Source organism: Bradyrhizobium sp. SZCCHNS1022, assembly GCF_032484835.1.
GTDB lineage: Bacteria > Pseudomonadota > Alphaproteobacteria > Rhizobiales > Xanthobacteraceae > Bradyrhizobium.
In genome coordinates, this window is the sequence record NZ_JAUETT010000002.1 from 1,226,453 (window position 1) to 1,240,409 (window position 13,957).

Genomic DNA, 13,957 nt, shown 5'->3' on the forward strand with positions numbered 1-13,957 from the left:
GATCAAAGGGATGGTAGTGAGAATCTTGGCCTTCGGGAAAGTGTTCAACCCGTTAGGCTCGGAGCCGCTTTCGGGGTAGTTTGCAGGTGCTCGTCGGGGGGCGGCGAGCGGGTTGTGCGGGTCAGGATGGGGTCGATCGACAGGTATATTTTCCGCACGACCCTGGCGTCGTTTGCGGTGGTCTTGATCAGCCTCACGGGCGTGATCTGGATTACGCAGGCGTTGCGCGGTATCGACCTGATGACGAGCCAGGGCCAGACGATCCTGACCTTCCTGGGCATCACGGGTCTGGTGATCCCGTCCTTGATTGGGGTGATTTCGCCGATCGCGGTGATGATCTCGATCTCGCACACGCTGAACAAGCTCGCGACCGATTCAGAGATCATCGTGATGAACGCGGCCGGCATGTCGCCATTCCGGCTATTCCGCCCATTCGTCTACGCTACCTGTGTCGTGGCGGTGCTGGTGACCTTCATCGCCGCCTATATGGCGCCCGATGGCCTGCGCCGGATCAAGCAATGGGACGCCGAGATCACGGCCGACGTGCTCACCAACATTCTGCAGCCCGGCAGCTTCAAGCAGCTCGATCAGGGGCTGACGATTCGCATCCGCGAACGCAAGCCGGGGGGCGAGCTTGCCGGGATCATGATCGACGACCGGCGCGATCCCAAGGAGCGCAACACGATCATCGCCGACCGCGGCACTGTCGTGAAGAACGGCGACGGCTCGTTCCTGGTGCTCGAGGACGGCAATCTCGAGCGATTCGAGATCGGCAAGCGTGAGCCGGCGCTGGTGGCGTTCGCTCGCTACGCCTTCGACATGTCGAAATTCTCCAGCCAAGGCCACGATGTCGCGCTCGGCATTCGCGAGCGCTATCTGTGGGAATTGTTGGAGCCGGACGAGAACGACCCGATCTACAAGCAGATCCCGGGACAGTTCCGGCAGGAACTGCACGACCGTTTCCTGGCGCCGCTCTATCCCTTCGCCTTCGCCGCCCTGACCTTCGCGTTTCTGGGGGCCCCACGCACCACCCGTCAGAGCCGCAACTTCTCGATGGGCGGCGCAATTCTCACCGTGTTCGGGGTGCGCATGGCCGGCTTCGCCTGCTCGGTGATGACGGTCAAGACCCCGGTTGCCGCACTGGTCCAGTATCTCATGCTGTTCGGCGTCATCGGCCTCTCGGTCTGGATCATCGTTGGCGGCGTGGTGGTCGAGCCGCCGCCGGCCCTGATGGAGGCGATCAACAGGTCCAATGCGCGCATCGCGCGGCTGTTCGGAAGGCCGGCCACCGCATGAGCATGGTCACCAACACGCTTGGGCGCTATTTCGCCGGCCGGTTTCTGGTTTCAGCCATCGGCGTGTTCGCGAGCATTTTCGTGCTGCTCGTGCTGGTCGATTACATCGAGATGGTGCGCAGAACCTCCGGCATTGCCTCGGCCTCGGCGATCATGGTCGCGGAGACGTCGCTGTTTCGCGTGCCGCAGCTGCTCGAGAAGATGATGCCGTTCTGCGTCCTGATCGGCGCCATGACCTGCTATCTGGCGCTGTCGCGGCGGCTCGAACTGGTGGTGGCGCGCGCCGCCGGCGTCTCCGCCTGGCAATTCATCGCCCCGGCCCTGGTCAGCTCGATCCTGCTCGGGATCCTCGCCACCGCCGTCTACAACCCGGTCTCCGCCAACTTGCGGGAGTTGTCCAAGCGGATGGAAGCGGAACTGCTCGGCTCCGCGCCGGCCGGCGGCGTCCAAGATGCCTCCGGCTTCTGGCTCAACCAGATCAACAGTGACGGCCAGGTCATCATCAACGCCGCGCGCAGCGAGCAGCAGGGCGCACGACTGACCGGGCTCACGCTCTTCCGGTTCGATACGGACAACCAGTTCAAAGAACGAATCGAAGCGAGAGAGGCGACGCTCGAGGAAGGCCACTGGCTGTTCCGATCGGTGCGCCGATTCTCGCTCGATGAGCCCCCGGTCGATCAGCCGACCTTCATTTTGCCGACAACTCTGACGCCGGCCCAGGTCCGCGACAGCTTTTCCACCCCCGAAACTGTGTCGTTTTGGCAACTGCCGAGCTACATCCGTTCGTCGGAAAGCTCAGGCTTCGCGACCGCGGGCTATCGGCTGCAGTATCATAAGCTTATCGCGCAGCCATTTTTGCTGGCTGCGATGGTGATGTTGGCTGCGTCCGTGTCACTCAGGTTCTTCCGGATGGGTGGCGTTCAAAAAATGGTTTTGAGTGGCGTGGGCGCCGGCTTTCTGCTCTATGTGCTGTCGAAAGTAACTGAAGATTTGAGCAAGGCTGAGTTGATGCATCCGATCGCTGCGGCGTGGCTGCCCGTGTTCGTCGGCGGCCTCACCGGATTTTTGGCCTTGCTCTACCAGGAGGACGGTTAGTGCCGTTCGTCGCCGTCCGACAATCAGCTCTTGCCGCAGCCCGGCAGCAAGCCGTTGCGCGCTGCGCGTGCGCGCGCGCGTCTGTTGTCGTGTCCATTTTCTCGTCCGTTGTCCTCGGACCTCTGCTCGCCTTTGCGTTGACCCTGGTCGTTGCCGCCGCGCTCGACCTGGTCTCCGCCGCGCCCGCCTCGGCTCAGGGCTTCACCTACAATCCGCGCCCCCCGAAACCGGCTCCGCCGCGGGTGGCGAACGACAACCAGATGCTGGTGCAGGCGACCGAGGTCGACTACGACTACAACAACTCGCGGGTGTCGGCGGTCGGCAACGTGCAGCTGTTCTATAACGGCACATCCGTCGAAGCCGATCGGGTGATCTACGACCAGAAGACCAAGCGCCTGCATGCGGAAGGCAACATCCGCATGACCGACTCCGAGGGTAAGATCACCTACGCCAACAGCCTCGACCTCTCGGATGATTATCGCGACGGCTTCGTCGATTCGCTCCGCGTCGAGACCGAGGATCAGACGCGGATGGCGGCAACGCGGGCCGACCGCTCCAGCGGCAATTACACCGTGTTCCAGAACGGTGTGTACACGGCATGCGCGCCCTGTAAGGACGATCCGAAGAAGCCCCCGCTCTGGCAGGTCAAGGGTGCCCGGATCATCCATGATCAGAACGAGAAGATGCTCTATTTCGAGAACGCCCAGCTCGAATTCTTCGGCGTTCCGATGGCGTATATGCCGTACTTCTCGACCCCGGACCCGACGGTGAAGCGCAAGAGCGGCTTCCTGATGCCGGGCTTTTCCTCGTCGACAGCTTTCGGCTTCGGCGTCGAGATCCCGTATTATTGGGCGATCGCGCCCGACTACGACGCGACCTTCACCCCGCGCATCACCTCCAAGCAGGGCGTTCTGCTGCAGGCTGAGTTCCGCCAGCGGCTGAACAATGGCGCCTACCAGGTCAAGCTGTATGGCATAGACCAGCTCGATCGGAACGCCCTGGCCGGTCAGCCCGGTGACCGCCAGTTCCGCGGCGGCGTGGAGACCCATGGCCAATTCGCGCTGAACGACAAATGGGCGTTCGGCTGGGACGGCGTCGCGCTGTCCGACTATTTCTTCATGTCGGATTACCGGCTGTCGCAGTTCAAGGATCCCTACACCTCGTTCATGAGCCTGCCGACGGAAGCGATCTCGCAGCTCTATCTGACCGGGGTCGGCAACCGCAGCTTCTTCGACGCGCGCACGATGTACTTCCTGAGCTTCTCAGGAAACCAGCAGACCGTGCCGGTCGTCTATCCCGTGATCGACTACCAGAACGTGTTCAACTATCCGATCCTGGGTGGCGAGGTCAGCTACAAGACCAATTTCGTCAACCTGTCGCGGCAGACCGCCGCGTTCGATCCGGTGAACACGACGGCCAGCACCACCGGCCTCTGCGCGGTCGCCTCGGCCGATCCGCTGGCGCGCCTGCCGTCGCAATGTCTGCTGCGCGGCGTTCCCGGCACCTATACCCGCCTCACCGGCGAGGCGCAGTGGCGCCGCTCCTATACCGACTCGATCGGCCAGATCTGGACACCGTTCGCGATCCTGCGTGCGGATGCGATCAATGCGAGCATTTCGAACCAGCCCGGCGTGTCGAACTTCCTGCCGACCGGAGACACCCAGGCGTTGCGGGTGATGCCGACCGTCGGCCTCGAATATCGCTATCCGTTCATCAACGTGCAGCCGTGGGGAACCACCACGATCGAGCCGATCGCGCAGGTCATCGTCCGCCCCAACGAGACCTATGCCGGCAAGCTGCCGAACGAAGACGCCCAGAGCATGGTGTTCGACACTTCGAACCTGTTCGCGGTGGACAAATTCTCCGGTTATGACCGCGTTGAAGGCGGCGGCCGCGCCAATGTCGGCGTCCAGGCCACCACCCAGTTCGACCGCGGCGGAACCGTCAAGGCGGTGTTCGGGCAGTCCTACCAGCTGTTCGGGCTGAACTCCTTCGCGGTGCGGGACGTCACCAACACCGGCGTCGATTCCGGCCTGCAACGCGCGGCCTCGGACTATGTCGCGAGCGTCGATTATTCGCCCAACCGGACCTATACGTTCAGCGTCCGCTCGCGCTTCGACCAGCAGACCGCGACCATTCAGCGCTTCGAGGCCGAAGCCAGGGCCAATTTCGATCGCTGGTCGGTCGGCGTGACCTATGGCGATTATGCCGCCCAGCCCGATATCGGCTATCTGACCCGGCGCGAAGGCATCCTCGGCAGCGGCTCGGTCAAGATCACGTCGAATTGGGTGGCTACTGGCGCCGCCCGATGGGACCTGCAAGCCAACAAGATCAATCAATATGCCGTCGGCGCAGGCTATGTGGACGATTGCTTCACGCTGGCCGCGAGCTATGTAACGTCCTACAATTACACGGCGGGAACCGCAGCCCCGACGCTCAATCACACATACATGCTGACGATCGGCCTGCGGACACTTGCCAATACGTCCGTTGGCTTCTAACAGCGCGGAGCGGTGTTTCGGAGGGGGAGTTCGGTCGCGGATCGAAGATGCGCCGCTTCACGTTTGAATCCGTTGCGAACAGCGAAGCTTGGTCATGACGATTTCTCTCTCTCTCGTTCGGTTTGTTGCGGCGGGCTGCATCGCCGCGGCCTGTCTCACCTGCGGCCCGTTCGAGGCCCGCGCCCAAAGCATCGTCGTCATGGTCAATGGCGACCCGATCACCGATTACGACATCGAGCAGCGCACGAAGCTCAACTTCCTGAGCACGCACAAGCAGCAGAGCCGCCAGGACGTGCTGAACGAGCTGATCGACGAAAGGGTGAAGATCAAGGAAGGCAAGAAGTTCGGCGTCGAACCCTCCTCGTCCGACATCGACCAGTCTTTCGCCAATATGGGCTCGCGGATGCGGCTAACGCCCGATCAGCTGGCGAAGTCGCTGGAGAGCCAGGGGATCCGGCCGGAGACCCTGAAAGCGCGCATCAAGGCCGAAATCGTTTGGACCAGCCTGGTGCGCGGACGCTACAAGGAGCGGCTGCAGGTCGGCGAGAAGGACGTTGCAGCGGCGGTGGCCGCTGCCGGCGGCGACGCCGAGCAGCAGGGACAGGCCTTCGAATACAAGATGCAGCCGGTGGTTTTGATCGTGCCGAAGGGGGCACCGCAGAGTACGTTCGAGGCACGCCAGAAGGATGCGGAAGCCCTGCGCGCCCGCGTGCAGACCTGCCAGGAGGCCAATTCCTATTTCCGCTCCATGCAGAACGCGGCGATCAAGGAAATCGTGGTCAAGACCTCGGCCGACATTCCGCCCAACTTGCGCAAATTGCTCGACGACACGCCGATCGGTCATCTGACCCCGCCGGAAGTGACCAAGCAGGGCGTCGAAATGGTCGCCCTGTGCGCGCGCAACCCGACGACCGTCGACACGCCGAAGCGGCGCGAGATGCGCGAGAAGATGTACACGGAGAAATATGAGGCGACGTCGAAGGCCTATCTGCAGGAAGTCCGCAAAGCGGCCATGATCGAATATCGCTGATGGTCAGGCCGCTCGCGCTGACATTGGGTGAACCCGCCGGCATCGGTCCCGACATCACCCTCAAGGCCTGGATACGCCGCAAGGAGCTTCAGCTTCCGCCCTTCTATGTTCTGGGCGATCCGGATTTTCTGGCGCAGCGTGCCAACCTGCTTGGGCTCGCCGTTCCGATCGCAGCAACGACGCCGGAAGCCGCCGCTGGCGCTTTCGCCGAGGCGCTGCCTGTGGTGCACACCGGGGTGGCCACCACTGCCCTTCCCGGCCGCCCGGACCAGTCCAGCGCCGCATCTGCGATCGCCTCGATCCGCGCCGCCGCCGGCGACGTCACGGCGGGTCGCGCCAGTGCCGTGGTCACGAATCCGATCGCCAAGGCCGTGCTCTACCGCGCCGGTTTCCGCCATCCCGGACATACGGAATTCCTCGCCGAACTCGCCGCCGTGGACGGCAAGGTTCCGCAGCCGGTGATGATGCTGTGGTCGCCCATGCTGGCGGTGGTGCCCGTCACGATCCATGTGGCGCTGCGCGATGCGATCGAGCAGCTCTCGAGCCCTCTGATCACCTCGACGGCGCGTATCGTGGCGGCAAGCCTGCGCCGTTATTTCGGCGTCACGCGGCCGCGCCTTGCGATCTCCGGGCTCAACCCGCATGCCGGGGAGGACGGCACGCTCGGCACCGAGGACGATGAGATCATCGCGCCTGCGATCGCCACGTTGCGCAACGCCGGGCTCGATGTGCAAGGACCACTGCCGGCAGACACGATGTTTCATGAGGCCGCACGCAAGACCTATGACTGTGCGATCTGCATGTATCACGACCAGGCGCTGATCCCGATCAAGACGCTGGCTTTCGACGAGGGCGTCAATGTTACCTTGGGCCTGCCCTTCATCCGCACCTCGCCCGATCACGGCACGGCCTTTGCCATCGCAGGCACCGGCAGCGCGAACCCTGACAGCCTGATCGCAGCGATCAAGCTTGCCGCGCGCATGGCCGCCGCCGTCTCATGAGCGCGATCGATGATCTCCCGCCTTTGCGCGAGGTCATTCGCGAGCTTTCGCTTTCGGCGCGCAAGTCGCTGGGCCAGAACTTCCTGCTCGACCTCAACCTGACCGCGCGGATCGCGCGCGCAGCAGGACCGCTCGACGAGGCCACCGTGGTCGAAATCGGCCCCGGACCGGGCGGCCTGACCCGCGCCCTGCTCGCGCTCGGCGCGCGGCATGTGATCGCCATAGAGCACGACGAGCGCGCGATTCCGGCGCTGGAGATGATCGCCGAGCGCTATCCCGGCCGGCTCGAGATCGTCTGCACCGATGCGCGGACCTTCGATCCGAAGCCCTATCTTGGCACGAGCAAGGCCAAGATCGTGGCCAACCTGCCCTACAACATCGCGACCAATCTCCTCATCGGCTGGCTCTCGGTCGAACCCTGGCCGCCCTGGTACGAGACGATGGTGCTGATGTTTCAGCGCGAGGTTGCCGAACGCATTGTCGCGCGCGAGAACGAGGAAGCCTATGGACGACTCGGCGTGCTCGCGAACTGGCGCTGCGAAACCAAGATCCTGTTCGATATCTCGCCATCGGCCTTCGTGCCGCAACCGAAAGTCACCTCCTCCGTCGTGCGCCTCGTGCCGCGCCCCGTGCCCGAACCGTGCGAGCGCCGCGCGCTCGAGCAGGTCGCGGCGGCCGCGTTCGGCCAGCGTCGCAAGATGCTGCGGCAAAGTTTGAAGTCATTGCCTGCCGATCCGGCGCGGCTTGCTGCCGCAGCCGGTGTCGACCCGACCCGCCGCGCGGAGACCATTCCGGTATCAGGCTTTGTTGCCATGGCGCGCGAATTGACGAATATTCGGGCCGAAAACAGCTGATCAAATCCAATCAATTCAAGGGAGAAAACCGATGGCATTGATGCGCCGGCAGTCGCTGGTCAAGTTTGACGCGCCGCTTTGCGAAACCATCGTCGAAACCCCGAAGCCGCAGGGACGCGAGGTCCTGGTCCGCGTCGAGCGCTGTGGCCTCTGTCATTCCGACCTGCACATCCAGGACGGCTATGCCGATCTCGGCGGCGGCAAGCGGCTGGACACGACGCGTGGCATGACCCTGCCGTTCACGCTTGGGCACGAGATCGCGGGGATCGTCGAGGAAGTGGGTCCCGACGCCCCGCGGGAGCTGCTCGGCGCCAAGCGCGCCGTCTTTCCATGGATCGGCTGCGGCCAATGCCGCGACTGCGCCAATGGCGACGAGAATCTCTGCACCAGGCAGCGGTTTCTCGGTGTTTCGATCGACGGCGGCTTCGCCACCCACGTCTTGGTGCCGGACGCCAAATACCTGCTCGAATACGACCCGCTTCCGGTCAACCAGGCCGCGACCTTGATGTGCTCCGGCGTCACCGCCTACGGCGCGCTGAAGCGGCTGGTCGACCGCCCGCGGCAGCGCAATCTGCTGCTGATCGGCCTCGGCGGCGTCGGCATGATGGGCCTGTCGTTCGCACAGGCTATGTTCAAGCAGCCGATCTCGGTTGCCGATCTCAGCGCGGCCGCGCGCGAAACCGCGCTGCAGAACGGCGCGGCGGTCGCCTATGATCCGGCCGAGCCGGAGGTCGCAAGGCGCATCCTGAAGGAGACCGACGGCGGCTTCGATGAGGTGGTCGATTTCGCCGGCAACGAGAAGTCGATGGCATTCGCAGTCTCCGTCCTGGCGCGGGGCGGCAAGATCGTGGTCTCCGGCCTGATGGGCGGACAATTCACCCTGCCGATGGTGCAATGGGTCTACAAGCGGATGACCATCGAGGGCTTCATGGTCGGCACCCTCGCCGAGAGCCACGAACTGATGGCGCTTGCGCGCGCCGGCAAGATCAAGCCGCCGCCGATGCGGGAAGAGCCGATGAGCGACGTGCAGACATGGATCGACGCGCTGCGCGCCGGCCAAGTGGTGGGACGTGTGCTGCTCAAGAACTGACGACCGCGCATCCACCTCCGCCAAGCGGAGGTTCGGCTCTGCGGCGCAGCAGCATCTCGCAACGTCTGAGCAGCTAGCCAAGGTTGCTGGTAGCTGTGATCAAAACGAGGAGGCGAAGGATGCGGCCTGTGATCTCACAGGTCACAGATCTGCGCTCGAAATGATGCCCAAACCGCACCATTCTCACGTCGCGATGTGGGAAAAATGCCGCATCCACAATTGAAAACACCGAGCCGGAATTAATCCGGATTTGCGGCTCATTGCGACCCAACTTCTCTCCGAGAACGCAGCGTTCGATCGCGTATCCGGAGTGATGAATGGCAAAACGAACTGCACGATTTGCATTCGCCATCATTCCCGCGATCGCTGGTAGCGCCCTTCTGATCTCGCTGGCTTGCGCCACCCTCGCCGTTGCGGCCGACGACTGCCTCCCCGAACCCACCGGCGACAAGCCTGACGGCCAGCACTGGTATTACCGCTTCGACCGCGCCAAGAACCAGCGCTGCTGGTATCTGAAAGAGCGGGCGTCGAACGGGACGCCGGTCGTCAAGCAGGCGCAGCAGCCGTCCGCCTGGGACTTCGCTCAGCCGGCGCCGCCGAAGGCCGGGCCGCGCCGAACGGATACGGCCGCACCGCGCAGCTCTTCCGCGGCATCCACCGACGCGCCGATGCGTCTGCGCAACGATGACGATGCCGGAACGGCGCAGAAGACCGCGATCTCGGCGCCCGCCACGACAACCGAACGAGCGGGCCTCGAAAGCCCGGCCGATGCCATGGCGGCCATGCCATCGCCTGCGGCTCAGTCGCAGCTGCTCGACGCTGCCATGCCCGACCCCGGACCGGCAGCGGCCACGCTCACCGGCGACGATGCCGCGCTCGATCCGGACACGAACGCCGGCGCACCGCAGCCGGAGGCGGCTACGATCCCCCCGGCCAAGCCGTCAAAGCCCGTCGCGCCAATTCCCATGCTGCTGCTGGTCGTGGTCGGCGCCCTGTCGATCTCGGGCCTGATGGCGAGCGGCCTTTATCGCTTGGGCAGGATTGGACAACGGCGACGGCGCAATGCGAACTGGCAGATGGCGATCGCCAGGACACGCCGCGCGCGCAGCAAAATGCGTACAAAGGCAAAGCCTGCCCATGTCGCTAGCCGGCCCACAGGCGGCAAGAAGAAACCCGTGAGGGCAGCCGCGCCGCGCGTCGTTGCGCACGCATCGGCGCCCGTCGAGATGGCGCAGGCCTCAACGACCATCGACAACAGAAGCGGACTTGCAGAACTGCTCGAAACCCGCGCGGTCAAATCAGCGACAACGCCGGCCGACTTGCCGGCAACCGCTCGGGCCCATGAGGTGACCGGCTCCGGCCTGGCTCCGGCGAACGCCCCCGATCATGCTGCGGCGATCGAGGACAATCTAGACTCCCGCGGTGGACAGTCCGCCGTCCGAGCCTTCGATCCGATGACGCCCGGCAGTTCTGCAGCTGTCGCGCTCGATCGGCGGGTCATCCATCCTGATACGGTCGAGGAGCTGGAACATCTGCTAGGATCTCGTGCCGTCAAACCGGCCAATCCCGCAGCTTACGAGGCGGATCCGTCCGCAGCGCGCCCGAGCGCAGCGCCGACCATCCTCGATCGCGCCGCTGAAATTGAAAACCTGCTGGAATCCGCCGGCGCATCAGCGGTGCGGCCCGCTGCAGCGACACCTCCCGCAAACCTTCACGTCGCATCTGGCGGCGGCCAGCAAGCGGCGCTGGAAGACACCGACCCAGCCGCCGAACTGATAGATCTCCTCGAATCGCGTTTCGCTCCGCCTGAAGATCGCCCGCCGGCCGCCGAGTTCGCGGCCGCCGCCGCTCAATCGCGCTCCGACGAGTTGCCGCCATGGCAGCGCATTCCGATCACAGCGTCCAATGACGATGACGCAGCGTTGCCTCCGCTCGACTTCATCCCGCGCCCGCAAGCATTGCGTCCCCGCACCCGAGACGTGAAACAGGACCAGTCCCTCGACGGCATCCAGGACATCTTGGCGCGGCTTGCACGCCACGGGTAAACCTGCGCCAGACTCGCGCGTCAGAAATCCAGCTGGCGCTGCAGCTTGCGAACGAATGTGGTGAGTCCGACGCGACGCTCGCGCTTCAACCGTTCGGCTTTGAGGATCGATTGAACCTCTGCAAATGCCTCGTCGATGTCGTGATTGATCACGATGTAATCGTACTCGGCCCAGTGACTCATCTCGTCGCTGGCGCGGCTCATGCGGGCACGGATCACCTCGTGGGAATCCTGGGCGCGGGTGTGCAGGCGCTTTTCAAGATCGGCGGCTGAGGGCGGCAGGATGAAGACGCTGACGACGTCGGCGCGCGCCTTCTCGCGCAGCTGCTGGGTGCCCTGCCAGTCGATGTCGAATAACACATCCTGTCCGACCGACAGCGCCGCCTCGACTGGCGCGCGCGGCGTGCCATAGCAGTTGCCGAACACAGTCGCCCATTCGAGGAGTTCGTCGCGCTTCACCATGTCGTCGAAGCGGGCCAAGTCGACGAACAGATAGTCGCGGCCATCGACCTCACCAGGTCGTTTCGCGCGTGTCGTCGCCGACACCGACATCTGCAGCCCCGGCATGCGCTCGATCAACAGGCGCGACAGCGTGGTTTTGCCGGCGCCGGACGGAGACGACAGCACGAACATCAGCCCGCGCCGCTCCACTCCATCGAAGCTGCCGCCGTGAGCCGTCATCCGTCACTCCAAATTCTGAACCTGCTCGCGGAATTGCTCGACCACCGTCTTCATCTCGAGGCCCGTATTGGTCAGTTCGATATCGTTCGATTTCGAACAGCAGGTGTTGACCTCGCGATGGAATTCCTGGGAGAGGAAATCGAGCCTGCGGCCGACAGCGCCCCCCTTCTTGAGCATCTCGCGCGCCTGCGCGACGTGCGAGGCGATGCGATCGAGTTCCTCGCGCACATCGGCCTTCGCGGCGATCAGCAGGGCTTCCTGGGCAAGGCGGTCGGCATCGAACCGGTCGGAGGTTTCCAGCAGCGCCGCAACCTGTTCGGCGAGCCGAGCCTTCACGGCCTCCGGCTTGCGGCCTGGCGATGCTTCGGCCTTCTGCGCCAGCGCCTCGATCTCGGCGACCCGCTGGTTCAGGATCTGCCCGAGCGTTTCGCCTTCGCGGCGTCGCATCTCGACCAGATTCCTCAGCGCCGCGTCGAACGCGGCAATCGCCGCATCCCGTGCAGCCTTGTCCTCGGCCTCGTCGCTCTCCGGCTCGACCACCTCGATCACACCCTTGATCGCAAGCAGCCCGTCGATACTGGGCGCCACCGCATCCAGCTTGCCGGCAAGCGAGCTTGCGACCTTGACGATGGAGGCGAGCACATCCTCGTTGACCCGCACGGTCGAGCCGGCATCGGCGCGCTTGACGGTCAGATTGGCGTAAATCGTTCCGCGCGACAGCACCTCGGCGACCCGCTTGCGGGCGAAGGCCTCGACGTCGTCCCAGCCCTGCGGCAACCGCAACCGCACATCCAGCCCCTTGGCGTTGACCGACTTCAACTCCCACTCGAACGCGTAAGGTCCGCTCGCCCCGTGACTTCGGGCAAAGCCGGTCATGCTCGACAGCCCCATTTGATCAATTTCTCCGGCAGATCAGGTGGCGGCAGATTCGCCGCATAAAAGTTGCGCGAACCTTAAGGCCTTTTGCCGAAATGTTAAGTCCGGTTCTGCAGCTGCGAATGGTGGGTGCAAGGCTACTGCGGAACCGCAGGCGCCGCCGGTTGAACCGCCCCTTGTCGTGCACCAGCCCCGCCCGTGCGCGACGCCGGCTTCCTGGCAGCCGGCTTTGGAGCGGGGGCGCTCGCGGTCGGCTCCGTCGCAGCCGCATTGGCGTTGGCCGGTGGCGCGTCTTCCGGCTCGACCGTGTCGTTCTGGGTCTGCTTCTCCATCGCCCGCAGCCGGGCGACGTTCTTCTGGTGCAGGTCGTAGGTCTCGGTGAAGGCGTGGCCCCCGCTGCCGTCGGCGACGAAATAAAGGTCGCGCGTGCGCGCAGGATTGGCGGCGGCTTCGAGCGAGGCACGCCCTGGATTGGAGATCGGCCCGGGCGGCAGGCCCTCGATCACATAGGTGTTGTAAGGCGACGGCTGCGTGATCTCGCTGCGCTTGATCGGTCGTCCTAACGTGCCTTTGCCCCCAACAAGACCGTAGATGATGGTCGGATCCGACTGCAGCTTGATCCTCTGCTTCAATCGATTGACGAACACCGCAGCGACACGGCTGCGCTCGTCCGGCTTGCCGGTCTCCTTCTCGACGATCGAGGCCAAGGTGACCAATTGCTCCGGCGTCTTGATCGGAAGGTCGGGGCTGCGGCGCTCCCAGATCTCGGCAAGAACGCGCTTCTGCGCCTGCTGCATGCGCTGGATCACCTGATCGCGGCTGGTGCCGCGCGGAAATTTGTAGGTCTCCGGCAGCAGAGTTCCCTCGCGCGGAATTTCGCGCACGCCGCCGGAAAAGATGTCGCTATCGGACAACCGGGCCACGATCTGCTCCGAGGTCAGCCCCTCGGGAATCGTGACCGAATGCTGCACCACCTTGCCTTCGACGATCACCCCGATCACGTCGCGCAACGATGCGTTCTTCTGGAAGGCGTATTCGCCCGGCTTCAGGTCCGAGCTCGCCTTGAGCGCAAATACGCTGCCGATGAACACCCAGGGATTGACGTCGATGACGCCCTCACGCGTCAGCACGTCGGCGATGTCGCGCTTGCCGGCACGCGCGGGGATGTTGACGATCTTGTCTTCCTGCAGCGGACCGGGCGCTTCGATGATCTGCCGGCCGTAGTAGTAGACGGCGCCGGCTCCGATCATCGTGAACAACAGCAGAGTAATGATGGCGTTGCCGACGACCACAAACGGATTGCGCGCCCGATCCGAACGCCGCGGCGGTGGCGGAACCTGCTCCGGCTCGAGCGCGGCGCGCGGACTGCGGGGCGAGATGGGCGGCCGTTCACTCATCGATGCAACCTTCAGTCCTGTCGCCAAGTGCGGCGAATTTGAAGTTCCGACCGGTTTCTCAGCGCGTTCTTCATCGGAACTTCAAATCCTAAG

11 protein-coding genes are annotated in these 13,957 nt (G+C 64.2%); 8 read left to right on the forward strand and 3 right to left on the reverse strand.

What is annotated here, in order from left to right; genetic code table 11:
* Positions 1-126: 126 nt before the first annotated feature.
* From lptF to QX071_RS19250, 8 genes are all read left to right on the forward strand, one after another.
* A complete protein-coding gene (gene lptF, locus QX071_RS19215) occupies positions 127-1,296 on the forward strand; it encodes an LPS export ABC transporter permease LptF (RefSeq protein ID WP_315704198.1) in 1,170 nt (389 codons plus the stop codon).
* Entirely contained in the window at positions 1,293-2,390 is a 1,098-nt protein-coding gene (gene lptG / locus QX071_RS19220) for an LPS export ABC transporter permease LptG (protein WP_315704199.1), read from the forward strand. The genes lptF and lptG overlap by 4 nt, the downstream gene beginning before the upstream one ends.
* Positions 2,390-4,891: an LPS-assembly protein LptD gene (locus QX071_RS19225; RefSeq protein WP_315704200.1), complete on the forward strand. Its 2,502-nt coding sequence runs from the start codon at positions 2,390-2,392 to the stop codon at positions 4,889-4,891. The genes lptG and QX071_RS19225 overlap by 1 nt, the downstream gene beginning before the upstream one ends.
* A gap of 67 nt (positions 4,892-4,958) precedes the next feature.
* Entirely contained in the window at positions 4,959-5,921 is a 963-nt protein-coding gene (locus QX071_RS19230) for a SurA N-terminal domain-containing protein (protein WP_315704300.1), read from the forward strand.
* Positions 5,921-6,922: a 4-hydroxythreonine-4-phosphate dehydrogenase PdxA gene (gene pdxA / locus QX071_RS19235; RefSeq protein ID WP_315704201.1), complete on the forward strand. Its 1,002-nt coding sequence runs from the start codon at positions 5,921-5,923 to the stop codon at positions 6,920-6,922. Before QX071_RS19230 ends, pdxA begins: the two co-directional genes overlap by 1 nt.
* A complete protein-coding gene (gene rsmA / locus QX071_RS19240) occupies positions 6,919-7,776 on the forward strand; it encodes a 16S rRNA (adenine(1518)-N(6)/adenine(1519)-N(6))-dimethyltransferase RsmA (protein ID WP_315704202.1) in 858 nt (285 codons plus the stop codon). Before pdxA ends, rsmA begins: the two co-directional genes overlap by 4 nt.
* A 31-nt stretch (positions 7,777-7,807) precedes the next feature.
* The gene (locus QX071_RS19245; RefSeq protein WP_315704203.1) at positions 7,808-8,866 is read left to right on the forward strand and encodes an alcohol dehydrogenase; all 1,059 of its coding nucleotides are present in this window, start codon (positions 7,808-7,810) and stop codon (positions 8,864-8,866) included.
* A 317-nt stretch (positions 8,867-9,183) separates the two neighbouring features.
* Positions 9,184-10,911, forward strand: a complete 1,728-nt coding sequence (locus QX071_RS19250) for a hypothetical protein (RefSeq protein ID WP_315704204.1) — start codon at positions 9,184-9,186, stop codon at positions 10,909-10,911.
* Between the two features lie 20 nt (positions 10,912-10,931).
* Here QX071_RS19250 and gmk read toward each other — a convergent pair whose 3' ends face one another.
* The 3 genes from gmk to mltG form a co-directional block, all read right to left on the reverse strand.
* Positions 10,932-11,591, reverse strand: a complete 660-nt coding sequence (gene gmk, locus QX071_RS19255; protein WP_315704205.1) for a guanylate kinase — start codon at positions 11,589-11,591, stop codon at positions 10,932-10,934.
* Between the two features lie 3 nt (positions 11,592-11,594).
* Positions 11,595-12,482 carry a YicC/YloC family endoribonuclease gene (locus QX071_RS19260; protein WP_315704206.1) on the reverse strand — a complete coding sequence of 296 codons (888 nt, stop codon included), beginning with the start codon at positions 12,480-12,482 and terminating at the stop codon, positions 11,595-11,597.
* A 122-nt stretch (positions 12,483-12,604) separates the two neighbouring features.
* Entirely contained in the window at positions 12,605-13,864 is a 1,260-nt protein-coding gene (mltG, locus tag QX071_RS19265; protein ID WP_315704207.1) for an endolytic transglycosylase MltG, read from the reverse strand.
* Positions 13,865-13,957 lie beyond the last annotated feature (93 nt).

Excerpts from the sequence above, each read along its gene's own strand:
- pdxA (WP_315704201.1), top strand. The coding sequence starts at position 5,921 with ATGGTCAGGCCGCTCGCGCTGACATTGGGTGAACCCGCCGGCATCGGT.
- mltG (WP_315704207.1), bottom strand. The coding sequence starts at position 13,864 with ATGAGTGAACGGCCGCCCATCTCGCCCCGCAGTCCGCGCGCCGCGCTC.
- rsmA (WP_315704202.1), top strand. The coding sequence starts at position 6,919 with ATGAGCGCGATCGATGATCTCCCGCCTTTGCGCGAGGTCATTCGCGAG.
- QX071_RS19260 (WP_315704206.1), bottom strand. The coding sequence starts at position 12,482 with ATGGGGCTGTCGAGCATGACCGGCTTTGCCCGAAGTCACGGGGCGAGC.
- lptG (WP_315704199.1), top strand. The coding sequence starts at position 1,293 with ATGAGCATGGTCACCAACACGCTTGGGCGCTATTTCGCCGGCCGGTTT.
- lptF (WP_315704198.1), top strand. The coding sequence starts at position 127 with ATGGGGTCGATCGACAGGTATATTTTCCGCACGACCCTGGCGTCGTTT.
- gmk (WP_315704205.1), bottom strand. The coding sequence starts at position 11,591 with ATGACGGCTCACGGCGGCAGCTTCGATGGAGTGGAGCGGCGCGGGCTG.
- QX071_RS19245 (WP_315704203.1), top strand. The coding sequence starts at position 7,808 with ATGGCATTGATGCGCCGGCAGTCGCTGGTCAAGTTTGACGCGCCGCTT.
- QX071_RS19250 (WP_315704204.1), top strand. The coding sequence starts at position 9,184 with ATGGCAAAACGAACTGCACGATTTGCATTCGCCATCATTCCCGCGATC.